24 protein-coding genes are annotated in these 22,109 nt (G+C 68.0%); 15 read left to right on the forward strand and 9 right to left on the reverse strand.

Going from position 1 to position 22,109, the window contains the following annotated elements:
• Nucleotides 1-116 precede the first annotated feature (116 nt).
• On the forward strand, nt 117-269 hold the full coding sequence (locus WD430_RS16125; protein WP_339103442.1) for a hypothetical protein: 153 nt from the start codon (nt 117-119) through the stop codon (nt 267-269).
• 205 nt (nt 270-474) lie between these two features.
• On the opposite strand, the gene WD430_RS16130 is transcribed toward WD430_RS16125, so the two are convergent.
• Together WD430_RS16130 and WD430_RS16135 are read right to left on the reverse strand one after the other, a co-directional pair.
• Entirely contained in the window at nt 475-1,374 is a 900-nt protein-coding gene (locus WD430_RS16130; protein WP_339103443.1) for a hypothetical protein, read from the reverse strand.
• A 401-nt stretch (nt 1,375-1,775) separates the two neighbouring features.
• A complete protein-coding gene (locus WD430_RS16135) occupies nt 1,776-2,456 on the reverse strand; it encodes a J domain-containing protein (RefSeq protein ID WP_339103444.1) in 681 nt (226 codons plus the stop codon).
• Between the two features lie 119 nt (nt 2,457-2,575).
• Here WD430_RS16135 and WD430_RS16140 point away from each other — a divergent pair, with 119 nt between their 5' ends.
• Nucleotides 2,576-3,001 (forward strand): DUF3054 domain-containing protein, encoded by a 426-nt coding sequence (locus WD430_RS16140; RefSeq protein WP_339103445.1) that lies wholly within the window; start codon nt 2,576-2,578, stop codon nt 2,999-3,001.
• Nucleotides 3,002-3,109: 108 nt separating this feature from the next.
• Entirely contained in the window at nt 3,110-3,820 is a 711-nt protein-coding gene (locus WD430_RS16145) for a helix-turn-helix domain-containing protein (protein ID WP_339103446.1), read from the forward strand.
• A gap of 64 nt (nt 3,821-3,884) precedes the next feature.
• Here the strand turns inward: WD430_RS16145 and gcvH are convergent, their stop codons facing one another.
• Together gcvH and gcvT are read right to left on the reverse strand one after the other, a co-directional pair.
• Nucleotides 3,885-4,268 carry a glycine cleavage system protein GcvH gene (gcvH, locus tag WD430_RS16150; protein ID WP_339103447.1) on the reverse strand — a complete coding sequence of 128 codons (384 nt, stop codon included), beginning with the start codon at nt 4,266-4,268 and terminating at the stop codon, nt 3,885-3,887.
• A gap of 2 nt (nt 4,269-4,270) precedes the next feature.
• A complete protein-coding gene (gene gcvT / locus WD430_RS16155) occupies nt 4,271-5,395 on the reverse strand; it encodes a glycine cleavage system aminomethyltransferase GcvT (RefSeq protein WP_339103448.1) in 1,125 nt (374 codons plus the stop codon).
• A gap of 154 nt (nt 5,396-5,549) precedes the next feature.
• On the opposite strand from gcvT, the gene WD430_RS16160 reads away from it, so the two are divergent.
• A complete protein-coding gene (locus WD430_RS16160; RefSeq protein ID WP_339103449.1) occupies nt 5,550-5,813 on the forward strand; it encodes a glutathione S-transferase N-terminal domain-containing protein in 264 nt (87 codons plus the stop codon).
• Nucleotides 5,814-5,920: 107 nt separating this feature from the next.
• Here the strand turns inward: WD430_RS16160 and WD430_RS16165 are convergent, their stop codons facing one another.
• Complete coding sequence (locus WD430_RS16165) at nt 5,921-7,540, reverse strand: S8 family serine peptidase (protein ID WP_339103450.1); 1,620 nt, start codon at nt 7,538-7,540, stop codon at nt 5,921-5,923.
• Between the two features lie 245 nt (nt 7,541-7,785).
• Entirely contained in the window at nt 7,786-9,159 is a 1,374-nt protein-coding gene (locus WD430_RS16170; RefSeq protein ID WP_339103451.1) for a S8 family serine peptidase, read from the reverse strand.
• A 275-nt stretch (nt 9,160-9,434) separates the two neighbouring features.
• Here WD430_RS16170 and WD430_RS16175 point away from each other — a divergent pair, with 275 nt between their 5' ends.
• The 7 genes from WD430_RS16175 (at nt 9,435) to WD430_RS16205 (ending at nt 16,235) form a co-directional block, all read left to right on the forward strand.
• Nucleotides 9,435-9,905 (forward strand): NYN domain-containing protein, encoded by a 471-nt coding sequence (locus tag WD430_RS16175; protein ID WP_339103452.1) that lies wholly within the window; start codon nt 9,435-9,437, stop codon nt 9,903-9,905.
• Nucleotides 9,906-9,980: 75 nt separating this feature from the next.
• The gene (locus WD430_RS16180) at nt 9,981-11,465 is read left to right on the forward strand and encodes an MEDS domain-containing protein (protein WP_339103453.1); all 1,485 of its coding nucleotides are present in this window, start codon (nt 9,981-9,983) and stop codon (nt 11,463-11,465) included.
• An 89-nt stretch (nt 11,466-11,554) separates the two neighbouring features.
• Complete coding sequence (locus WD430_RS16185; RefSeq protein WP_339103454.1) at nt 11,555-11,776, forward strand: hypothetical protein; 222 nt, start codon at nt 11,555-11,557, stop codon at nt 11,774-11,776.
• An 85-nt stretch (nt 11,777-11,861) separates the two neighbouring features.
• The gene (locus tag WD430_RS16190) at nt 11,862-12,713 is read left to right on the forward strand and encodes a TatD family hydrolase (protein WP_339103455.1); all 852 of its coding nucleotides are present in this window, start codon (nt 11,862-11,864) and stop codon (nt 12,711-12,713) included.
• Nucleotides 12,714-12,787: 74 nt separating this feature from the next.
• Nucleotides 12,788-13,369, forward strand: a complete 582-nt coding sequence (locus tag WD430_RS16195; RefSeq protein ID WP_339103456.1) for a DUF2150 family protein — start codon at nt 12,788-12,790, stop codon at nt 13,367-13,369.
• A gap of 474 nt (nt 13,370-13,843) precedes the next feature.
• Complete coding sequence (locus WD430_RS16200) at nt 13,844-14,815, forward strand: phosphoadenosine phosphosulfate reductase family protein (RefSeq protein ID WP_339103457.1); 972 nt, start codon at nt 13,844-13,846, stop codon at nt 14,813-14,815.
• A 184-nt stretch (nt 14,816-14,999) separates the two neighbouring features.
• Nucleotides 15,000-16,235 (forward strand): AGE family epimerase/isomerase, encoded by a 1,236-nt coding sequence (locus WD430_RS16205; RefSeq protein ID WP_339103458.1) that lies wholly within the window; start codon nt 15,000-15,002, stop codon nt 16,233-16,235.
• Nucleotides 16,236-16,271: 36 nt separating this feature from the next.
• On the opposite strand, the gene WD430_RS16210 is transcribed toward WD430_RS16205, so the two are convergent.
• The 3 genes from WD430_RS16210 to WD430_RS16220 form a co-directional block, all read right to left on the reverse strand.
• The gene (locus WD430_RS16210) at nt 16,272-16,463 is read right to left on the reverse strand and encodes a hypothetical protein (RefSeq protein WP_339103459.1); all 192 of its coding nucleotides are present in this window, start codon (nt 16,461-16,463) and stop codon (nt 16,272-16,274) included.
• 107 nt (nt 16,464-16,570) lie between these two features.
• On the reverse strand, nt 16,571-17,341 hold the full coding sequence (locus WD430_RS16215) for a hypothetical protein (protein ID WP_339103460.1): 771 nt from the start codon (nt 17,339-17,341) through the stop codon (nt 16,571-16,573).
• Nucleotides 17,342-17,465: 124 nt separating this feature from the next.
• On the reverse strand, nt 17,466-18,308 hold the full coding sequence (locus WD430_RS16220) for an aldo/keto reductase (RefSeq protein ID WP_339103461.1): 843 nt from the start codon (nt 18,306-18,308) through the stop codon (nt 17,466-17,468).
• 197 nt (nt 18,309-18,505) lie between these two features.
• On the opposite strand from WD430_RS16220, the gene WD430_RS16225 reads away from it, so the two are divergent.
• Genes WD430_RS16225 through WD430_RS16240 form a run of 4 tightly spaced genes read left to right on the forward strand, consistent with a single transcriptional unit; the run spans nt 18,506 to nt 22,062 of the window.
• Nucleotides 18,506-19,477, forward strand: a complete 972-nt coding sequence (locus tag WD430_RS16225) for a DUF4129 domain-containing protein (protein ID WP_339103462.1) — start codon at nt 18,506-18,508, stop codon at nt 19,475-19,477.
• 10 nt (nt 19,478-19,487) lie between these two features.
• The gene (locus tag WD430_RS16230) at nt 19,488-20,036 is read left to right on the forward strand and encodes a hypothetical protein (protein ID WP_339103463.1); all 549 of its coding nucleotides are present in this window, start codon (nt 19,488-19,490) and stop codon (nt 20,034-20,036) included.
• Nucleotides 20,033-21,550, forward strand: a complete 1,518-nt coding sequence (locus WD430_RS16235) for a DUF58 domain-containing protein (protein ID WP_339103464.1) — start codon at nt 20,033-20,035, stop codon at nt 21,548-21,550. The genes WD430_RS16230 and WD430_RS16235 overlap by 4 nt, the downstream gene beginning before the upstream one ends.
• Complete coding sequence (locus WD430_RS16240; protein WP_339103465.1) at nt 21,547-22,062, forward strand: hypothetical protein; 516 nt, start codon at nt 21,547-21,549, stop codon at nt 22,060-22,062. Before WD430_RS16235 ends, WD430_RS16240 begins: the two co-directional genes overlap by 4 nt.
• Nucleotides 22,063-22,109: the final 47 nt, after the last annotated feature.

Here is a 22,109-nt window from a genome sequence, read left to right on the forward strand (position 1 = left end):
AGCGCTCACGTCGAGTGTCGACCGAGCCGTCACTCCCCCGCTGAGCGACCGCTCGCTCGTCGGGACGCGCAGATCCCGGCAGCACGTCCTTGGGGGAGCCGACCGTCCGTTCGCGCATGCCAGTCCGAATCGTGTGTGACGAGTGCGGAACCGCGCATACGATCCCCGAGCGACCGGACACGGACCGCGGGGGAACGGGCTGTCCCGAGTGTGGGGCCCGCCCGTACACGGTCCGCCGGGAGAATCTCGCGTGGCATCCGGACTGCTAGCGACGGCGCGGTTACGGGCGACGACGATCGAACGAGCGCTCGATGGCCCGGGAGCGATCGACTCGAGAGCGACTCGTACTGAGAACGAAGCGACCAGCGAACGGAGCAACGAGAACGGAACGGACGGTGCCGTCGCGGATCCGACGCGACGCCGTTTCGGGGGCGAGGGAGCCGTGTTACCGGCCGATCGACTCGACCGAACCGGCTAGAACAGGCCGCCGAGCTTCGAGCGAAGCCAGCCGAGCAAACCGCCAGAGCCGTCGTCGTCCGTCGTCGCGGGAACGTCCGCGTTGTCGTCGACCGCGGGCGAGGTCTCCCCGGCGTCCGATTCAGTGGCGTTTGCTTCGTCGTCGGCGTCGGGTCCGGTGGACTCCGTCGGCGTCTCGGCGTCCGCCGATGCCGCGACGTCGTCGGTCGGCGTGGCGTCGCCGTCGTCAGCATCGTCGCCGTCGTCGGCCGAACCAGATGAGCTGGTTTCGTCGCCGAAGAACTCGTCGACGTCCGTCGGCGCGTCCGTCGATTCGGACTCGGAGTCGGCGTCGGAATCGATCGTCGGTTCGGACTCCTCGGACTCCGGTAGCGACGACTCCGAGTCGAGATCGCCCGCCGCGGTATCGGTCTCGGTGGGACCGTCCGCATCGGCCGCCGCAGCCGATTCCTCGTCGGTTTCGTCGTCGTCGCTCGCCGCGTCGTCGGTCTCGATCCAGAGGAACTCCTCGTCTTTCGTCCGATCGGTCAACAGGAGGTCCTCGAGCGCGTCTTCGTCGACGAGCAGCTCGTCGTCGATCGATTCGGCGTCCGGCCCCGGTTCGTCCGCGCTCGCGATGATGTCGTCCGGACTCTCGTCCTCGAGCACGTCGGTGACGTCGTCGGTGTCGGACACGGTTTCCTGCAGCTGGCCGAAGACCGCAGCGGCCGTCTGATCCTCGACGGTCTCGGCCCCGTCCGTGTCGTTCGACGACTCCCCAGCCGTCTCGCCGGTCGCCGCCTCGTCGGCGGCCTCCTCCCCGGGCGATTCCTCCTCGAGGTCACCGAACAGATCATCCGCCCCCCCGACGTCGAGCGCGCCCTCACCCGAATTTGCGTTCATCGTACTATCAGTCATGAACTTCTTCTTCGGGTATACATAATCGCATGACTTTAACTTTCGGAATTTTTTCGCTCCCGTGGAGGGACGCCGAAAGCGTATTAGCGTGACGGCCGTTTCCGGTCAGTTCACGACGGGAAGTTGGCAAATATACAGTTTTATCGGCTCACAACGGACAGTTCAGAAAATCAGACGTCTCGACAGATCACGGAACCAGCACGAAGGCTATCGGTCGCCGTCTCGGGAGTGGACTGTTACCGCGGCTAAAATCGTGCACGACGACGAACTTCACCTCGCGTCCGACTCCGCAGACGCGGCTCTCGCCTCCGAGTCTCGGATCGAACCGGCCCGGCCCTCGAGCGGTGAGGCACGGAGATGCCGCGATCGCTCGGCCGGCCGCGCCGCTCGAGAACGGGGAGTCAATCGTCTTCAGTCAGTCGCTCGTAGGCCTCACGGACCAGTTTGAACGCCGATTTGCTGCCGCTCTCCCGGTCGGGATGGGCGCGTTTGACCTGTCGGTGGAACGCCGTCTTGAGCTCGTCGTCGGTCGCGTCCGCCTCGACGCCGAGCACTTCCCGGGCTTTCGTCTTCCGCATGTCGACGTCCTTGACGATGCCGTTCGCCTCGGCGCGCTCCTTGCAGGTCGGACAGAATCGCTCGGTCCGATCGTCGATGGTCGTCACGCGGAACAGTTCGGCGGCGACCCACTCGTTGCACTGCATACAGAGGGACTCGTCGCCGTCCGTCTCCGCCCCGTCGGGATCGGTGGCCGCGCTCCCCTCGTCGCCCGCGGTCGCCGTGTCGTCGTCGCCGTCCGGCGCCTCCGTCGCACACGACGGACAGCACGCGAGGACGGTTCCGTCCGCCAAGACGACGTCCTCGAGTTCGGTCTCGAGATAGGTTCCGGTACAGCCGTCGCAGGCGGCCCGCCGCTGGTCGAGCGACGAGCACTTCCGTGCGGCCTCGCGTGCGTGTGGCTCACAGCGGGGACAGCACGCGACCCGCTCGCCGTCGGGCATCGTCACCGTCGTCAGGTCCTCGAGCGGCACCGTTCGGCCACACCCCTCGCAGCCGGCCTGACGGTCGTCGGCCACAGCCATTACCGACGCCTTCGTAGTCCTCCTTAATTAGTTTTCTTTTGATATCTTTCCGACAGCTCGGCGCCGAGGTCCGGCGGCAGACCGGGAGAGCAATAGGGACACGGCCTCGAGACACGGGTATGGACACCGCAGTCCGAACGGACGACCGGGCCGAGACGGTCGATCGAGAGACGCTGCTCCTCGGCGCCGGCGACGTGATCGCGGTCGCCGCGCTGCTCGTCTACGGCCAGCTCAGTCACGGCGTGAGCCCGATCGAACAGCCCCTCGAGACCCTCGAGACGATCGCCCCGTTCGCGATCGGCTGGCTCGTCGTCGCGGCGCTGGCCGGCCTCTACAGGCGCTCGGTCTCGGTCTCGATCCCCCGAACCGTGCGCCTGACGACGGTCGTGTGGCTCGGCGCGGCCAACGTCGGCCTGATCCTCCGACAGGGCGCCTTCGGCGACACGGCCGCGTGGCCGTTCCCGCTGGTCATCACGGGCTTCGGACTCCTCCTGCTGGTCGGCTGGCGCGTCGGATACGCGGCGTTCGTCGGCCGAAACGCGTAGTCGACCCGTCGGCGGTCGCTCTCCGTCCTGACATCGGGGCCGCCGCGACCGGGGCGCGCGACGTGCCGGCTTCAATAGCTACTTGAGTCGACCACGCGACCGTCGGGTATGGGCGGACGTGGGCCGAAACGCGAACTCGCGGAGAAGATCGCCGGGGAAATCACGCTGAGCGACGACCCCGGCGCCACGCTGCGGAAGTGGCGCACCGACTTCGATATCTCGCAGACGGATCTCGCCGCCGAGTTGGACGTCTCGTCGTCGGTCATCTCCGACTACGAGAGCGGCCGCCGGGAGAGCCCCGGCATCGGCGTCGTCCGCCGGCTCGTCGACGGGCTGCTCTCGATCGACGAACGGCGGGGCGGCGACCGCATCCGGCAGTACGGGCGGGTCCTCTCGGCGGGCTTCGACAGCGACGTCGTCCACGACCTGCGAGAGTACGCGACCTCGATCCCACTGGCGAAGCTGTACGACGACATCGACGCGACCCGGATCACCACCGGGAGCACCGACCGCATCAGCGGTCACACGGTCATCGACAGCATCCAGGCGATCACGCGCCTCTCGAGCGAGGAGTTCTTCCGGCTCTACGGGCAGAGCACGAACCGCGTGCTGGTGTTCACGGGCGTCTCCCGCGGCGAGTCGCCGCTGGTCGCCCTGCGAGTCGTCAATCCGACGCCCAACGCGGTCGTTCTACACGGGATCGAGGAGGAGGAACTCTGGGATCACGCCGCCGATCTGGCCCGTATCGACGGCTACTCGCTGGCCGTGACGAACGCCGATCTGGACGGGATGCTCGAGTACCTCGTCGGCCTCGAGTGATCGCGTCGGTTCGACGCGCTACGAAGAGAAGGGAGACCGCGGCGGAGACGGGAGACGGCGCTTCTCAGGCGATCTGATCCTCGTACTCGTCGGCGGAGAGCAGTTCGTCGAGTTCGCTCGCGTCGTCGGCGTCGATCTCGAGCATCCAGCCGTCGCCGAAGGGGTCGTCGTTGACCAGTTCCGGCGCGTCGAACAGGTCCTCGTTGACGGCCGTGACCTCGCCGCTGACCGGCGCGTAGAGGTCGGAGACGGCCTTGATGGACTCGACGACGCCGAACTCTTCTTCCTGCGTGAGGGCGTCACCCTCGTCGGGGAGTTCGACGAAGACGACGTCGCCGAGTTCGTCCTGTGCGAAGTCGGTGATACCGACGCGGACGGTGCCGTCGTCCTCGAGTGCCCACTCGTGCGATTCTAAATAGCGTCTGTCGTCGGGAACGTCGAAGCTCATGGTTATACGGTGTCGATGAACGGTGTCGTTTCAACTCTTGCCTTTTTGGACTGGCCGCGGACGACGACCTGCAGGGTCGTCCCCGGTTCCGCGTACTCGACGGGCACGTAGCCCAGTCCGATGGGTTGCTCGAGCGAGGGACTCATCGTGCCGCTGGTGACGGTGCCGATCACGCGGCTGTCGGTGTTCGTGATGTCGTAGCCGTGTCGCGGGACGCCGCGGTCGATCAGCTGGAAGCCGACCAGTTCCTCCTCGACGCCCTCCCGCTCGATCTCGGCGAGGGCGTCCCGACCGACGAACTCGGTCTCGAGGGCGACCGTGAAGCCGATGCCGGCCTCGTAGGGCGTCCGCGGATCGGACTCGCGGTCGAAGTCCTGCCCGGCCAGCAGGAGGCCGGCCTCGATCCGGAGCGTGTCCCGGGCGCCCAGCCCGCAGGGCTGGCAGTCGAACAGCGACCAGACGTGCTCGGCCTCCGACCACGGGACGATCAGTTCGAAGCCGTCCTCGCCGGTGTACCCCGTCCGGGCGATCCAGCAGTCGACGCCGTCGACCGTCGCGTACTGGGCCTCGAACCGATCCAGTTTCGTGATCGACTCCGCGGTCACGTCGTCGACCAGGTCGGCGGCGTCGGGCCCCTGAACGGCGAACATGGCGTACTCGTCGGTCCGGTTGTCGACGGTCGCCTCGAGGTCCCACTCGTTGCGGTAGGTGATCCAGCGCTCGTGGGTCGACTCGTCGGTGCCGGCGTTGGGGACGAAGAGGTAGGTCGGCTCGCCGTCCTCGTCCGCTCGAGCCCCGTCGTCGGTCTCGTTGGGCAGCCGGTAGACGACGGTGTCGTCGATGATGACGCCGTCCTCGTCGGTGATCGTGGCGTACTGCGAGTCGCCGACGTGGAGTCGGGTGACGTCGTTGGTCGTGAGCCGTTGCATCAGTTCGGTCGCGTCCGGTCCGGTGACGTGGATCTGTCCCATGTGGGAGACGTCGAAGATCCCGACGGCCTCGCGGACGGCCGCGTGTTCCGACCGGATCGAATCGAACTCGACCGGCATGTCCCAGCCGCCAAACTCCGTGAACTTCGCGCCACGCTCGTCGTGGAGCCCACGCAACGGCGGCGTCTGAAGCGGCATGCTCGAGTGATTCGCCGGCGGAGTAGTAATGTCTTTTCGTCGCTCGGAGCGGGAGCGGCCACGCTACGCATCCGTTCGGGAGGGACGTTTCCCTCTCGAAAGCGACCCCTCCGGGCAAATTTTAACGACGATCGGTCCCGATTCACACACCGCAATGCTCGAATTGTACCAAGCGGAGGGCTGTCCCTACTGTGCGAACGTTCGAGAGAAGCTGACCGAGCTCGGCGTCTCGTACGTGGTGCACAATCCCCGGTTGCCGGGCGACGAAGGCGGCGACGTGCTCAACGAACGAACCCATCGAGAGCTGACCGAGTTAGGTGGTGAGGATCAGATCCCGTACCTCGTCGATACGGAGCGGGAGGAGGCGCTCTACGAGAGCGACGATATCGTCGAGTATCTGGAAGAACACTACGCCTGAGCGCCGTCACGAGGGGAGTTCGAGCGATCGGCCCTCGCACCGGGTCCGTTCGACGGGCGCCCCGCCGCGAGGCGCCCGGTCGTCTCGAGTCCGAACCGCTCGGCTACCTACCGACCGCGTTCCTCGATCCGCATCGCGTACGAACCGCTGCCGGCGTTCGCGTGGATCTGGATGCGCAGATCCTCGTCGCCCGAGAGTTCGAGGTCGATCGCCTCGCCGGCGCCGTCGCCCGCGGACGACTCGTCGTGGTTCCACCGCGTCGGCGACTCGCCGTCGACGTTCACGTAGAGGTCGAAATCGGCGCCGGCGGGCCCCTCGAGCGAAACCGTCGCCGAACACGGATCGCTCGTGCGGGGCGCGTACACGTACCGATCGCTCTCGCCCCACCAGCCGCCGGAGAGGGAGCCGTCGGCGCTCGCGACGACGGTCTCGTCGCCGCACTGACCGGCGTCGTCCTCGTCGGTTCCGTCGGCGTTCTCGTTCGCGTTCGAATCCGCCTCGACGGCTGCAGCCGCGTCGACCCGGCCCGCACCCTGTGCGGTCGCCTCGAGGCCGAGGTCGGTCGCCGTCGCCAGGAGGTGATCGCGGAGTTCCAGCGGCGAGAGATCTGGATGGGCCGAGAGCGCGAGGCCCGCGACGCCGGCGACGACGGGCGTCGCCATCGACGTCCCCGACATCCGGCCGTAGTCGTCCCAGGGGACGGGAGCGACGAGGCCCGCGCCCGGCGCGGCGAGGTCGATCTCCGGCCCCGCGTTGGAAAACGACGCCAGCGACTCGCCCTCGAGGGCCGAGACGGCGAGGACGTCCTCGTACGCGGCGGGGTAGGCGACGCCGTCGTCGCCCGCGTTACCGGCGGCCCCGACGATCAGGACTCCCCGCTCGAGGGCGTACTCGCAGGCCGCGGCCAGCGTTCGGTAGTCGTTCGAGGCGCCCAGCGAGAGGTTGATCACGTCGGCGCCGGCGTCGACGGCCCACTGAATGCCGTCGGCGATGTCCGAGAGCGATCCCTGCCCGTTCGCGTCGAGAGCGCGGACGGCCAGCAGCGAACAGTCGCTGATCCCGGCCGTGCCGCGGCCGTTGTCGGTCGCGGCGACGGCGATGCCGGCGACGTGCGTCCCGTGCTGTTCGTCGCCGCTGGACGGGTACGGATCGCTGCCGCGTTCGGCGACGTCTTCGCCCACTCGGTCGCCGACGGCGGACTCGAGGTCGGGATGGTCGTACTGAACGCCCTGATCGATAGTTGCGATGCGAACGTCCTCGCTCCCGAGCGTGGTCTCCCAGGCCGTCTCGCAGTTGACCTGCTGGGGGGCGCTCTGGTAGCCGTAGTAGGTGTCGTCGGGCTCGCCGAACGACCGGACGGTCGCGTTCGGTTCGGCGTACTCGACGTGCTCGGCCCGCTCGATCGCCTCGATGAACTGCTCGCGGGCGCGGGCCGGCGCCTCGGAGGGGAAGGAGACGGTCGCGTACCTGATCGTCTCGTTCGCGTGGACGACGTCGGCGGCGCCGGGCACGGCCGCACGCGCCTCGCGGGCGACGTCCGGTGCCGACGCCGAGATACCGACGACGAGTTCGTCCTTCTTTGGCCCCGGTTCGCGTTCCGAGGTCGCGCTGGCCACCCCGCTCGAGCCGAGCAACCCGCCCGCGGCGAGCGTGCCGGCACCGGTCAGGACCGTCCGTCTGTCGTAGCCGTCGTCCGCGTTCTCGTCTGGGCGACCGTTCTGTGGCATGAAGTGACAATCATCAGTTCCTGAAAGTAGTAAACTCTTATCGAACTGTGGAATATTTATTCGAAATCTCATTCGGGGAAGGGTGTCAGAAGAAAATATCGTCGACTAATAAGGGGATAACATGTACAGGCAGCCGATTAGGGGCCCCCGTTCGGCAGCGAACAACTGATCGACCGTTGGCGGCGGGCGGCAACGGGTTCCGCGTGAACGAGACGAGGAGCGGCGACGCGGTCGAGTTCGCTCCCTCACTCACCGGACACGTCAGCGACGGTCGCGCGAGACGGGGTATCGTCGGTCCCACCGGTCGCGTCGCCAGTGGCGGTCTCACTGGCCACGTCGTCTGCGCTGGTCTCACCGGTCACGCCCGCCTCGGCCGCACGGCCGGCGGACGGCATCGTCTCGACGGCCGCCGCGGCGTCGACGCGGCCGGCACCCTGTGCGGTCGCCTCGAGGCCGAGATCGGTGGCCGTCTCCCGGAGGTGATCGCGCAGATCCGCCGGCGAGAGATCGGGATAGGTCGAGAGCGCGAGGCCGGCGACGCCGGCGACGACGGGGGCCGCCATCGACGTCCCCGAGATCCGGTCGTAGCCGTCCCACGGGACCGCCGAGAGGATATCCGTTCCCGGCGCGGCGAGGTCGATCTCCGACCCCGTGTTGGAGAAGTCGGCCAGCGACTCGCCCTCGAGGGCCGAGACGGCGAGGACGTCCTCGTACGCGGCGGGGTAGTCGACGCTATCGGCGCCCGCGTTGCCGGCGGCGGCGATCAGGAGCGCTCCCTGCTCGAGGGCGTACTCGCAGGCCGCCGCCAGCGTCCGGTAGTCGTTCGAGGCGCCGAACGAGACGTTGATGACGTCGGCGCCGGCGTCGGCGGCCCACTGGATCCCGTCGGCGACGTCCGAGAGCGACCCCTCGCCGTTCGCGCCGAGGGCGCGGGCGGCCAGCAGCGAACAGTTACTGATTCCCGCCGTGCCGACCCCGTTGTCCGTCGCGCCGGCGGCGATGCCGGCGACGTGGGTGCCGTGGTGCTCGTCGGCGCTGGCCGGATAGGGGTCGGCGCCGCTCCCGAGGAAGTTCGCGCTCGTCTCGCCCGCCGCGCCCTCGAGGTCGGGGTGATCGTACTGGACGCCCTGATCGACGACGGCGATGGACACGTCCTCGCTCCCGACGGTCGTCTCCCAGGCGGCCTCGCAGCCGACCTGCTGGGGCGCACTCTGTTGGCCGTACTCGCGATCGTTCGGAACGACCGAGGCGTGGAGGGACGCGTTCGGTTCGACGTACGCGACGACGTCCGACGCCGCGATCGCCTCGAGGAACCCGTCCCGGGCCCGCTCCGACACTGACGGGAGCGACACGGTCGCGTACCCGATCGTCTCGTTCGAGTGGCGAACGTCGACGGCGTCGGGAACCGCGGTGTGCGCCGCCGCTGCGACGTCCGACACCGTCGACGAGAGGCCGACGACGAACTCGTCGGTCTCCGACCACGGGCCGCGATCCGACAGCGCGCGGAGGCCATTCGAGCCCAGCAGCCCGCCCAGTGCGAGCGAGCCGCCGGCCAGGAACGTTCGTCGATCGCAGGCGATACCGCTCTCGTCGTCGTCACGGGGACCAATCCGTTTCATCGGACGGAAAGCACAACTAACGGACCGTAGTAAACGCTTCTCGAACGAGCGAGGATTTATTCAGTATCGTATCCGGCTGAGTGTATCAGACATAAATGCGGTATCCAATTAAGTGATGAACCTGTGAAGGTGGCCACTTAGAGCCAGGTCGAGATCCCGGAACAACTCGGTCGACGTTGGATCAATCGACCGACGCGTTTTCCCGCCACTTCCCTCGGTTCCGCCCTCGAGTCGATCCGTCACATCTATCTCGGGCCCGCTGAAACGCCCCGTATATGTTCGACCGCGTTCGCGCCCGTCTCGCCCGCCGCGCAGGCCTGCCACCGGAGACCGAGCCGACGGTGGGGCTGCTGGTCGACGGGCCGAACGTCTTCCGCGACGAGTTCGACGTCGACCTGAACGATCTCCGGGACGCCGCTCGAGACCTCGGTCGCGTCGGCGTCATCCGCCTCTACCTCGACGAACACGCGACGCCGGGGCTCATTCAGGCCGCCGAGGCCCGCGGCTTCGAAGTGATCGTCACCAGCGGCGACGTCGACGTCAAGCTCGCCGTCGACGCGACCGCCCTCTGTAGCGACGGCACGGTCGACCGGCTGGCGATCGCCTCCCGCGATACCGACTTCAAGCCCGTCCTCGAGTACGCGGGCACCGTCGGCGTCGAGACGGTCGCCATCGCGCCGGGCACGTACGGGCGCTCGGACGCCCTGCGGAACGCGGCCGACGAGGCGATCACGCTCGGCGACTGAGGCGATAGACGACCGGCTCAGCGGCTGATACGTTCCGCGAAGGGTTCATACTCGACCCGATTTTAAGAGGACAGCATGTGTTCCTCCGGCCACGACCAACAGACCGCAGTCGACGTCCAGAGCGGTGATCAGAACGCACCGCTCGGACTGGAGAGCGGACTCGACGCCCTGCGCTCGAGCCCGGAGTTTCGCGGTCCGGTCGAGTCCCTCGGCGATCACGACCCCAACGAGCACCTCGCGGTGATCTACGAGGACCAGGAGGAACAATTCGCGGCCGTCGTCCCGTTCATGCGCCAGGGACTCGAGCGCGGCGAGCGCTGTATGTACGTCGTCAACGAACGCACGAGGGACGAGATGGCCGCGGCGATGGAACGGGGCGGGATCGACGTCGACGCGGCCCTCGAGTCGGGTGCGCTCACGTTCCACACGGTGCAGGACACCTATCTCAGGACGGGAACGTTCGATCCCGACGACATGCTCGACTGCTACGCCGAGGCCATCGCGGAGGCGACGGCCGACTACGAGGGCCTGCGCATCAGCGCCGAGACGACCTGGATCTTAGACGAGGGGACGAGCCTCGAGCAGTTCATGGAGTACGAGAGCCGGGTCAACGACCTCTTCTACGGCGAGGACTGCATCGCGCTCTGTCAGTACGATCGAACCGTCATTCCGGCGGAGATCCTCTGTGACATCGTTCGGACCCATCCCCACCTCGTCTACGACGGCGCGGTCTGCCACAACTTCTACTACACCCCGCCGTCGGAGTTCTTCGGCCCCGACCGTCCGGACCGCGAGGTCGATCGGATGCTGGGCACCCTCCACGAGCGAACGACGGCGAAAGTCGAGCGCGACGAGACGATCGAGGCCCTCGAGGAGTCGAACGACCAGCTCCAGCGGTTCGCCTACATCGCCTCCCACGACCTGCAAGAACCGCTGCGGATGGTCTCGAGCTATCTCCAACTCCTCGAGCGCAACTACCGTGACGACCTCGACGCGGACGCGCGGGAGTACGTCGACTTCGCGGTCGGCGGCGCCGATCGCATGCGCGAGATGATCGACGGCCTGCTCGCGTTCTCCCGGATCGACACCGGCGAGACGGCCCTCGAGCCGGTCGACTGCGAGGCCGTCGTCGAGACCGTCGTCACCGACCACCAGGTACAGATCGAGGAGAGCGGGGCGACGGTCGAGGTGGGCTCGCTCCCGACGGTCAGGGGCGATCGGACCCAGCTCGAGCAGCTCTTTTCGAACCTGATCGGAAACGCGATCAAGTATCGCGGCGACGAGCCGCCGCACATCGAGATCGACGCGACCGAGCGCGGGTCCGAGTGGCGACTCTCCGTGGCCGACGACGGCATCGGGATCGATCCCGAGTATCACGACCAGATCTTCGACGTCTTCAACCGGCTCCACGCGATCGGGGAGTTTCCCGGCACCGGAATCGGTCTCGCGCTCTGTCGGAAGATCGCCACCGACCACGGCGGGGAGATCGACGTCGACTCCGAACGCGGCGAGGGAGCGACGTTCGCGGTGACGCTCCCGGCCACGGAGCCGGGCGCGTAGTCGCCGACCCGCTTGCTAGTCACCCCCAATACGCTTAATCGGTCCCGAGTCGTCCATCAGGTATGGATCACAGAACCGGTTCGAGTCCAGTGGGAGATCGTCGCCTACCTGCTCGTCGACTGCGCGAACTCGAGGCGCGACTCGAGGACGCCGAACGGCAGATCGGCCGGCTGGAGAACACGTTGCGAGGAGTCGTTCGGGAGACCAACGACGTCTCCGTCGGCGGTCCGTGTAAGTGCGGAAAGTCGCTCCTGATCGTCCGCCAGCGAACGGTCCACTGTCCGCAGTGTCAGTACCGGCGCGCGATCTAGCGGCGCGGCGCAGCCGGCGGCGGGCGGCCTCGAGTCGGCGCCCGAAGTCGGAGCGTTTTCCCGCCCGGCCCGTCCACTATCGGCTATGATCGACGACGAGACGCCGGTCCTCGATAACCACCTCCACCTCGATCCGGACAACCACCGCGGTATCGACGCCGTCCGCGACTTCGCTCGCCTCGGCGGCACCCACCTCCTCGTCGTGAACAAACCCTCCTGGCACCTCGGCGTCGAGGCCGAGACCGGCGAGGACTTCCGCGCGGTGTTCGAGCGCACCATCGAGATCGTCGACGAGGCCTCGAGCGAACTCGACGGACGGGCCTGGCCCGTGCTGGGCGTCCATCCCGGGCTGATCACGCGGCTGGTCGACGACCGCGGCTTCGCGCCCGAGGAGGCCCGCGACCTGATGCGGGCCGGAATCGACGTCGCCGCGGAGTACGTCGAGTCCGGCGAGGCGCTAGCGCTGAAATCCGGCCGGCCCCACTACGACGTCGACGACGACGTGTGGGCGGCCTCGAACGCGGTCATGCGCCGGGCCTTCCAGCGCGGCGCCGACCTCGACTGCGCCGTGCAGCTGCACGCCGAGGCCAGCGAGGACATGACCGAGGTGGCCGACTGGGCCGAGGAGGCGGGGCTGCCCGCCCGTAAGGTAGTCAAACACTACGCGAGCGGTCGCCTCGAGGGACCGATCCCGAGCGTGATGAGCGAGAAGGATCGCCTCGAGACCGCCGCCGAGCGCGGCGAGCCGTTCCTGATGGAGACCGACTACATCGACGACCCGGACCGTCCCGGCGCCGTCCTCGGGCCGAAGACGGTGCCCCGGCGGGTCCGCTGGCTGCTCGAGAACGGCCACGACGAGGCGGTCCGCATCGCCCACGTTGAGACCCCGGAACGCGTCTACGGAATCGACACGGAAGCGACCCTCGAGCGGACCTAAAGCCGACGTTTCGGTTCAGTAAGCTCGGCGTAGAGTAGAGAAAGGCATTTCAAGCGGCCGGTGTAGGTGTCTGTATGAGCAATCCCCCGACCGAGTTCTACTCGGAGGAACGCTGGCAGAACTGGATCGGCCGCATCAAGGACGAAGACATCGATCCGGAGGACGAAGACTCGGCCCGACTCCTGCTGAATCTGCAGGACGACACGGCGATCGCGATCGCCAAGATCGTCGCCGCCTACGACGACGGGGAACTCGATCAGGAGGAAGCGCTCGAGGAGATCAACGACGTCCGCGAGATCGTCCTCGGCGAGGTCGACATCGAGGACGAGGAGAAACTGATCCTCGTCGACGGCGTCCAGACGAGCCTCGTCTGCGTCTTCTTCGCCGCCGAGGAGTACATCGCGGGCGGCCCCGCGGAGGACGGCAGCGTCGGCGACTACCTCGGCGCCGCGGCCGACGCCGAGGCCGAGGAGGACTTAGACGCCGCGCTGGGCTACGCCGCGCAGGCGGGCACGCTCATCATCGACGGCGAGGAACTCGACATGTCCGTCGCCGAGGACCTCGAGTACGGCCTCGTCACGGAGTGGATCAACGGCCTCGACAGCCTCCAGAGCGCGATGAGCGATCCCGAGGTCGTCGAGGAAGACGACGAGTAACCGCGACGACGCCGTCCAGTTCGCCGTCCGGACCGGCCGCGTGCGCCGCCGCCGCGCGGTCCGCCCGACCGGGGGTCGAACCCGTATCACCGACGGACCGATTCTTCGAGATCGCTCTCGAGGGAACGTCGAACCGACCCGAAGCGGCGGCTTCATCACGACCGTCGGGATTCGGTTGCGGCAACTATTGCGCCACCTCGTCGGGCGGACCGTGACGGAATCGCGCCGCCGTCCCGGCCGTCGTGTGATCACACCGCACGGCAGACCGGACTCGAGACGCCGGTCGTTGCTCGCGTCGAGTGGCCCGAATTCGAACAGTACAGCGCCGATCTGTCGGATCGACGATTCGATTCGCCGAACGCGATCCGTGTCGGAGCGCGAAACCGTCATCGGCGACCGATCGTCGCAGGTTCCGACAGACGTTTCCGCTCCCCCAAAGCGTTTATCCCTCCTAATTATATCTAATTACACTGCATGAGCGAGAACTTCCCCGACTACGTCGACGTCGACTACGAGGACGGCGACGGCGAGGACCCCGAGGACTATCCCCACATTCAGGACAAGATCGAGAAGGCCATCGAGGTCACCCGCGAGGGCTTAGAGGAGTACGAGAACCCGGCCGTGATGTGGACCGGCGGCAAGGACTCCACGCTCACGCTGTACTTCATCAAGGAGGTCGCCGACCGCTTCGACCTCGAGGTACCGCCGGCGGTCTTCATCGACCACTACCAGCACTTCGACGAGATCCACGACTTCGTCGACCACTGGGCCGACGAGTGGGACCTCGAAGTCATCTACGCGCGCAACGAGGACGTCGGCGAGTACGTCGACGAGCACGACCTCGAGCCGGGCGACGACATCGAGATCGACGAGCTCTCCGAGCACAACCAGCACCACGTCGAGAACATCCTCGAGTACGAGGAGGACACGTTCCCGTTCCTGCTCGACACCTACGTCGGCAACCACCTGCTGAAGACGGTCGCGCTCAACGACGCGCTCGAGGAGCACGACATCGACGGCGTCATCTCCGGCGTCCGCTGGGACGAGCAGGAGGCCCGCGCCGACGAGACGTTCTTCTCGCCGCGCCACGACCCGGACATCTACCCGCCCCACGACCGCATCCAGCCCATCCTGCAGTTCGACGAGGCCGCCGTCTGGGACGCCTTCTGGAACTTCGTCGTGCCGGACACCGTCGAGAACTTCCCCGAGGAGGGCCACGTGCCCCAGTCCGACGACGACCTCCCCGAGGGCGTCGAACAGGAGGACATCCCGATCTCGCCGAAGTACTTCGCCGGCTTCCGCTCGCTGGGCAGCGAGGTCAGCACGGAGAAGAGCGACGAGGATCCCGCCTGGCTGCAGGACCTCGAGGGAACGACCGAGCGCGCGGGCCGCGCCCAGGACAAGGAGGACCTGATGGAGCGCCTGCGCGACCTCGGCTACATGTAACGCCGGCCCGACGACCCGCTCCGTTCGGCCGACGGCAGTCGTTCTTTTCGACCGACTCCATCGATACGCGACGCGCCTCGAGCCGCGGCGCCGTCGGTGAGCGACGGAATCGACGTCCTCGGCCGCGGCGGACGGTACCGATCCCGTACTCATTTGTGCGCGCGACTGGTGCCTCCGCACAGCCGTGACTATCTACCGAACGCGAGCGGGACTTCGCCACCAGTTCAGGGACGTCCTCAACTTCTACTACCCGGACTGTCTCGATACGACTGTCGGCGGCTACGTTTGCCAACTCGACGAGCGCGACGGGCACGTCTACGACGCCTGGACGAAACACCTCGTCGCGACGGCGCGGGCCGTCCACAACTTCAGTCTGGGCGTTCTCGCGGACGGCCCCCACTGGTGTGAACACGCCGCCGAACACGGCCTCCGGTTCCTCTCGACCGTCCACTGGGACGCCGACCGCGAGGGGTACGACTGGCTCCTCGAGGGACGGGAGCCGACCGATCGAACGCGGTACTGCTACGGCCACGCCTTCGTCCTCCTCGCCGGCGCTCGAGCGCTACAGGCCGGGATTTCGGGCGCGGAGTCGGAACTCGAGCGGGCGTTCGAGGTCCTCGAGGAGCGGTTCTGGGAGCCCGAGCACGGACTCTACGCCGATCGAGCCTCGCCCGACTGGGACCTCTCGTCGTACCGGGGCCAGAACGCGAACATGCACGCCTGCGAGGCGCTGCTCGCGGCCTACGAGGCCACCGGCGCGGATCGATACCTCGAGCGGGCGTACACGGTCGCCGATCGGTTCACCCGCGAGGTCACCGCGGCGACGGACGGCCTGCTGTGGGAGCACTACACCGAGTCGTGGGAGCCGGACCTGGCGTACAACGAGGACGAGCCGCGCCACCAGTTCCGACCGCCGGGCTACCAGCCCGGCCACCACGCCGAGTGGGCGAAGCTACTAGCGCTGCTGTCCGAGTACCGCGACGAGGACTGGTTGCTCGAGCGGGCGCGCGAACTGTTCGACGCCGCGGTCGACCTCGGCTGGGACGACGAGCACGGCGGGCTCTACTACACGGTCGAGGCCGACGGCGAACCGATCGTTCCCGACAAGTACGGCTGGGTCCATACGGAGGCGATCGGCGCGAGCGGGCTGTTGAGCCGGCTCGACGAGGGCAGCGAGGAGCCCGGGACGGAGTACCTCGAGTGGTACGACCGGCTCTGGAACGACGCGAACGAGCACCTGATCAACCCGCGCTACGGCAACTGGTACGAGCGGCTCGCGCGCGATCACGAGCGCGAGGGGCCGAACCGCGGCCCCGCGGTCGAGCCCGGCTACCACCCGCTGACGAACTGCTGGCTCCTGTTGCGAGCGCTCGAGGCGGACGGATCGACGACGCTCGGTCCTCGAACGGGCGAGAACTGAGGTGCCGTCCCGGCGTCGGTGCTCAACTCGGCTCGATCAGTGGATCGCTCGGTACTGACCGTACATGACGCCGATGCCGAGCATGATCGCGCCGAAGACGATCATCGACGGGGCGACCATCATCAGGACGGTCTCGGTCGTCATCATCGGGGCGGCGATCAGCCCGCCGACGCCGATGGCGATCACGGCGAGAAACGCGACGGCCGTCGTGCGTTCGTTGAACTCCATGTCCGAGGGTTAGGAGAGGGGTCCCTAATCACCTCGGGAATCGGCAGCCCGTTTGCGGCGGTGGAAAAACGAGAGGGACGAAGGTGTTCGGCCGATTCAACGCGACGTCACTCGGTCGGTCGAACGAGGTTCGCCAGCGCGACGACGATCCCGAGGAACCAGCCCAGCGGAATCGAGATGCCGAGCCACATCGCCGCGTAGGCGGCCCCCTCGAGCTGGTAGTTCGAGCGGAGGTACTCGTTGACGCCGCCGACGGTGAGGACGTTGTCGAGCGCCCAGGCGGCGAACTCGTAGCTGGGATCGAGCACGTACGGGTGCAGCGACGGCGTCACGAGGGCGGCGACGACGGGCGGGAGGAACAGCGCGGTCATCGCGAACGGATAGGCGAAGACGACCGTCACCGCTCGACCGCCGACCTTGGTACACGTCGCGGCGAGCGCGGTCGACACCGTCGCGACCGCGCTCGCGGCCGCGACGGCGAGGACCGAATTCATCGGGATGTCGACCTGTTCCATGTACGACATCGCGCCCCAGGCGACCGTCAGGAGACCCCAACCGAGCAGCGCGATGCCCGTGACGCCGACGATGCCGAGACGAGTGCGCGTCGAGTCGAGTTTCGCCGCGTAGTAGCGGGTCGCGAGTCCAATGACAGTCAAGGGGTAGAGGAGCAGTAAGCCGAACAGCCCGAGAATACTCCAACCGTTGTAACCGATCTTCTGGGGGAGCGTTTCCGGCTTCCACTTCCCCATGACGGAGTGGCCGCGGCCACGCTGACGTGGAAAGACGAGCTCCATCCAGGCACCGTGTAACCGCTGTACGTCGGCCTTGACGGCGCCGACGAACCCACCACCGCCACGTTGTCGTGAGCGGGTAGACATACGCGAGCCATAAAGCCGGTGTACCGTAAGCTTTCCTGAATTTCCCGCTCGAGAAACAGGTTGCAATCGACGGCCGCTTTCACCTCGACGGCGGCTAGCGCCGGTGTCGGCCGCTCGAGAGGTATCAGTTCCAGGGCGCGAAGCTGGGATCGACCTGACGGTCCGTCTCGTCGATACTGTCAATTTTGTTGATGTCTTCGCGGTCCAGCTCGAGAGTCAGCGATTCCCAGTTGTCGCGGATGTGGTCCTCGCCGGTCGCCTTCGGAATCGCGGTGACGCCCTTCTCGCGCAGCCAGGCGAGGCTGACCTGAGCTTCACTGACGCCGTGTTTCTCGGCGACCTCCTGAATCTCGGGCTGGGTGAACACCTCGCCGCGAGCGATCGGCGAGTAGGCGACGACCTCGACGCCGGCGTTCTCGCAGGCCTCCCGGAGGTCGGGCTGGGGGAGCAGCGGGTGGAGTTCGACCTGATTGGCCAGGATCGGCGCGTCACAGATATCGACGGCCTCCTGGACCTGCTCGGGGAGGAAGTTGCTGATACCGACGTTCTCGATCAGCCCCTCGTCGTACAGCTCCGAGAACGCCGACAGCGTCCCCTCGGCGTCGTACGTCCCGGTCGGCCAGTGGATGTACAGCATATCGAGATAGTCGACGCCGAGCCGATCGATGCTCTCGCGGGCCGTCTCGAGGACGTCGTCGTGCGCGAGATTGGAGCGCCAGACCTTGGTCGCGAGGAAGATCTCGTCGCGGTCGACGTCGGCCGCCGCGATCCCCTCGCCGACGGCCGCCTCGTTCTCGTAGGCCTGCGCGGTGTCGATGTGGCGATAGCCCGCCTCGAGGGCCGCTCGGACGCTCTCGACGCACTGGTCGGGGTCGTCGTGCTGCCAGGTGCCGAACCCGAGCATCGGCATGCCGTTCGCGGTCGGACACGTTCCGGGTGCGACGGTTTCGGCGTCTTCCGTTCCCATGTGGGGAGCAAGGAACAGAACGCGAAAAGGAGTTGTGTTTGCAGTAGTCCATACCGGAAAGGCGACACGAGAACCGAGGACAGGGACCGCAGTGACGCCGGCGTGCCCGTACTGAAGGTCATCGGTGGAACGCGACGCGAATTCGCACCGATCTCGACGGGAGTAAAACATTTCAGGTATTACACGAAAGAAAGAGCGTGGACAGAGATACGGGTCGCGTCGCCCTGATCGCCCTCCTGTGCTGTCTCGCGGTCGTGCTCGTCGCGGCGACGTTACCATCGATGGTCGAGAACGGCGGGAGCGGTGGCGGGTTCGGCGGTGACGGCGGCAGCGGCGTCAACGAGCGGAGCGACTCCCCAGCGGCCGATTCCGGCTCCGAGCAGGCCCCGGCGTACGACTTCCAGGGGCTGTGCATCGCGGTCCTCGATTCGGAACTCGGCTTCCTCGCGCTCGTTTCGGGCGCGGTCGGAATCGCCGCGCTGGCGACGCGGTCGTACGATACCAAGGTGACGATCATGCTCTCGGTCGCGTTGCTCCCGCTGGTCGTGCTCGTCTTCGTCGTCCTCACCGGCGGCTGCGGGACGCAGACCCTCGACCCGCCGACTCCCCCGGCCGATGTGCAGCCGCCTCCGTCGGAGAACGGCTCGAGCGGTCCGCTCGGCGGCGGCGACGGCGACGGTCCCGTTTCCGGGCCGACCCTGCCCTCGCTGCTCGTGCTGACCGTTCTCCTGGTGACGGTCGTCGGCGCGTTCGCGGCGCTGTTCTACGGCGGCGACGACGAGGGTCGGGAATCGACGGCCTCGGCCGCGGAGCCGGACGACGACGTTCAGCGGAGCGAACTCGGCCGCGCGGCCGGACAGGCCGCCGACCGGATCGAGGCGGGCGACGACTTCGAGAACGACGTCTACCGGGCGTGGCGCGAGATGACGGACCCGCTCGAGGTCGACCGACCCGACTCGAGCACGCCCGGCGAGTTCGCGGCCGCGGCGCGGGACGCGGGGCTGGATCCGTCCCACGTCGACGAGTTGCGGACGATGTTCGAGGACGTCCGCTACGGCGACCGCCCCGTCACGGACGACCGCGAGCGCCGCGCCGTCGAGATACTGCGGCGGATCGAAGCGGTCTACGCCGACGACGACCGCGACCGCGAGAACGGAACCACACGATGACCGAACACCCATGAACAAGTACGCGATAGTCGGCGCCGGACTGGTCCTGCTCGGCCTGGCGTTCGTGGCGGTCCCGGGCCTGACGCCGCCCCTCAGCCTCAGCGAGACGATCGTGTCCGTGATCGGCGCGATCGCGCTCCTCCAGGGGCTTCGAACGGTACGGGACCGCCGACACGCCGACGTCACGCAGGCCGAACTGCCGTCGCCGGAACGGCCGCGGGAGCTGCCGACCCCCGGCGAGGGGATCGACGCGAGGATCGAATCAGGGAACGTGAAGTACGGTCGAGAGGGACGGCAACTCCGCGACCGGCTCGAGCGGGCGGCCGTCGACGCGCTGGTGCTCGAGGAGGGCTTGACCGAGGACGAGGCCCGAGAGGCGCTCGAAACCGGGACCTGGACGGACGATCCGCTGGCGGCGGCGCAGTTCACGAAGTCCGTTCCCGACTGGGCGCCGTGGCGCGTCCGGATTCGAGCGGCGGTGCGTCGCGACTACCCCCGCCGTGCCAGACGTGCCGCGGACGAAATCGCGCGAATAGCAGGGGTGAGCGACGACGAATGACGGGGCGTAACGACGAGGAACGATCGACCGACGGTCGAAGCGAGCGCGCCGACGGTGGCGAGGCCGCCGGTCTCGACGCCGGGTCACCCTCCGAACCTGGTCTCGACGCCGGTACCGATAGTCGGACGGACGCCGACACCGATACCGAGACGGGGTCCAGCGGGAAGGGGTCCAGCGCCGACGTCGATACCGAGCCCGACACCGACGGAGACACCGCACACCCCGCGGAATCGGTCGTCGTCGACTCGAGCGTCCGGGAAACCAATCGCTGGGCCGGCGTCGCCGCCGTCGCCTCGCTGTTCGGCGGCGCCGGCGTCATCGTCACGTCGCCGGCGCTGTTGCTGGCGGCGGTCGTCGGCATCGCGTACGCGGCCTACGCCCGGGTCGGTCGGCCGCCGAACCCGACGCTCTCGATCGACCGCGAACTCGAGGACGGCGACCTCGAGCCGGGCGAGTCCGTTCGCGTGACGGTGCGCGTCCGCAACGACGGGGACGAACTCCTTCCGGACCTCCGCCTCGTCGACGGCGTGCCGGCGGAGCTCGTCGTCACCGACGGCTCCCCGAGACACGGGACCGCGCTCCGGCCGGGCGAGACGGAGACGTTCTCCTACGCGGTGACCGCCCGCCAGGGCGCCCACGCGTTCGAACCGGTGTCCGTCGTCGCGCGAGGGTTCACCGGTGCCGTCGAGCGCGTCCAGCGGATCCGCGCCGACACCGAACTCCGCTGCCCGCCCGCCGAGACGGAGACCGACGTCCCGCTGCGGTCGCTGACGCTGCCGCTGACCGGCCGCGTCGAGACCGACGTCGGCGGCGAGGGCCTCGAGTTCCACTCGACCAGGGAGTACCGCCGCGGCGATCCGCTCTCGCAGATCGACTGGAACCGCCGCGCCCGCGGCCAGGAGCTGACGACGATAACGTTTCGCGAGGAGCGGTCGGCGACGGTGATGCTCGCCGTCGACACGCGCACGGACGCGTACCGTCGACCGGACGAGACGGGACGCCATGCAGTCGATCGCAGCATCGAGGCGGCCGTCGCCGTCTTCGACGCGCTCGACGCGGGCGGAAACAACGTCGGTCTCGCCGGCTTCGGCCCGCACCAGCAGTGGCTGTCGCCGGGATCGGGACCCGACCATCGGGCGAGGGCCCGCCGACTGCTCGCGACCGATCCGGCGTTCGGGCTCTCCCCGCCGGAGTCGTCGAAATCGATGCTGTACGTCCAGCGACAGCGGTTCCGATCGCGGATGCCGTCCGATTCGCAGGTGGTCCTGTTCACGCCGCTCTGTGACGACGACATCGTGCGGACCGCGCAGTTGCTCGAGGCCGACGGCCACCTCGTGACGGTCGTCAGCCCCGATCCGACGGGGCGGGAGACGCCCGGCGAACGGGTCGCGGCGGTCGAACGAACGGTCCGCGTCTCGACGCTCAGAGGGGCGGGCATCAGGGTCGTCGACTGGCCGGCGGACGAGTCGCTGGCGGCGACGCTCGAGCGAAGTCGACGGCGGTGGTCGGCGTGAGCGCCGACGTCGACGCGGTCGATCCCGATCACCGGCCCGCGATCCTGACCGGCGGGCTCTCGCTCGTCGCGCTGCTCTTCGGGGTGGTCTCGAGCGCGCTCTACTCCCCGCTCGTGCTCGCCGGCGGCGCCGCAGCGCTGGCGGTCGTCGGTGCCGGGCTCTGGACGGGCTCCCGTCGGGCCGTCACGATCGGCACCGCCGTCGCGCTCGCGGGGCTGCTCGCGGGCGGCGTTCGGGGCGTCCCGGCGGTGCCGATGCTCGCGAGCGTCACCGCGACCGTGCTGGCCTGGGACGCCGGCCACCACGCGATCGGGATCGGAAATCAGCTCGGACGGGAGGCGGCGACGGCGAGGGCAGAGCTCCCCCACGTCGGCGCCACGGTCGGCGTCGGACTGGTCGCCGCCGTCGGGAGCTACGCGGTCTTCGTCGCCGGTCCCAGCGGGCAGCCGGTCGCGGCCGTGATCGCCATGCTGTTCGGGGCCGTGCTCCTGCTGGCGGCGTTGCAGCGGTGATCGGTTCCGCGGCGAGCGTGACCGACGTCGGTCACGGGCTCCCGAGA

The sequence above is a fragment of the Haloterrigena sp. KLK7 genome, from assembly GCF_037914945.1.
GTDB lineage: Archaea > Halobacteriota > Halobacteria > Halobacteriales > Natrialbaceae > Haloterrigena > Haloterrigena salinisoli.

Coding starts and splice junctions, on each gene's coding strand:
- WD430_RS16125 (WP_339103442.1), top strand. CDS start 117: ATGCCAGTCCGAATCGTGTGTGACGAGTGCGGAACCGCGCATACGATC.
- WD430_RS16130 (WP_339103443.1), bottom strand. CDS start 1,374: ATGACTGATAGTACGATGAACGCAAATTCGGGTGAGGGCGCGCTCGAC.
- WD430_RS16135 (WP_339103444.1), bottom strand. CDS start 2,456: ATGGCTGTGGCCGACGACCGTCAGGCCGGCTGCGAGGGGTGTGGCCGA.
- WD430_RS16140 (WP_339103445.1), top strand. CDS start 2,576: ATGGACACCGCAGTCCGAACGGACGACCGGGCCGAGACGGTCGATCGA.
- WD430_RS16145 (WP_339103446.1), top strand. CDS start 3,110: ATGGGCGGACGTGGGCCGAAACGCGAACTCGCGGAGAAGATCGCCGGG.
- gcvH (WP_339103447.1), bottom strand. CDS start 4,268: ATGAGCTTCGACGTTCCCGACGACAGACGCTATTTAGAATCGCACGAG.
- gcvT (WP_339103448.1), bottom strand. CDS start 5,395: ATGCCGCTTCAGACGCCGCCGTTGCGTGGGCTCCACGACGAGCGTGGC.
- WD430_RS16160 (WP_339103449.1), top strand. CDS start 5,550: ATGCTCGAATTGTACCAAGCGGAGGGCTGTCCCTACTGTGCGAACGTT.
- WD430_RS16165 (WP_339103450.1), bottom strand. CDS start 7,540: ATGCCACAGAACGGTCGCCCAGACGAGAACGCGGACGACGGCTACGAC.
- WD430_RS16170 (WP_339103451.1), bottom strand. CDS start 9,159: ATGAAACGGATTGGTCCCCGTGACGACGACGAGAGCGGTATCGCCTGC.
- WD430_RS16175 (WP_339103452.1), top strand. CDS start 9,435: ATGTTCGACCGCGTTCGCGCCCGTCTCGCCCGCCGCGCAGGCCTGCCA.
- WD430_RS16180 (WP_339103453.1), top strand. CDS start 9,981: ATGTGTTCCTCCGGCCACGACCAACAGACCGCAGTCGACGTCCAGAGC.
- WD430_RS16190 (WP_339103455.1), top strand. CDS start 11,862: ATGATCGACGACGAGACGCCGGTCCTCGATAACCACCTCCACCTCGAT.
- WD430_RS16195 (WP_339103456.1), top strand. CDS start 12,788: ATGAGCAATCCCCCGACCGAGTTCTACTCGGAGGAACGCTGGCAGAAC.
- WD430_RS16200 (WP_339103457.1), top strand. CDS start 13,844: ATGAGCGAGAACTTCCCCGACTACGTCGACGTCGACTACGAGGACGGC.
- WD430_RS16210 (WP_339103459.1), bottom strand. CDS start 16,463: ATGGAGTTCAACGAACGCACGACGGCCGTCGCGTTTCTCGCCGTGATC.
- WD430_RS16215 (WP_339103460.1), bottom strand. CDS start 17,341: ATGTCTACCCGCTCACGACAACGTGGCGGTGGTGGGTTCGTCGGCGCC.
- WD430_RS16220 (WP_339103461.1), bottom strand. CDS start 18,308: ATGGGAACGGAAGACGCCGAAACCGTCGCACCCGGAACGTGTCCGACC.
- WD430_RS16230 (WP_339103463.1), top strand. CDS start 19,488: ATGAACAAGTACGCGATAGTCGGCGCCGGACTGGTCCTGCTCGGCCTG.
- WD430_RS16235 (WP_339103464.1), top strand. CDS start 20,033: ATGACGGGGCGTAACGACGAGGAACGATCGACCGACGGTCGAAGCGAG.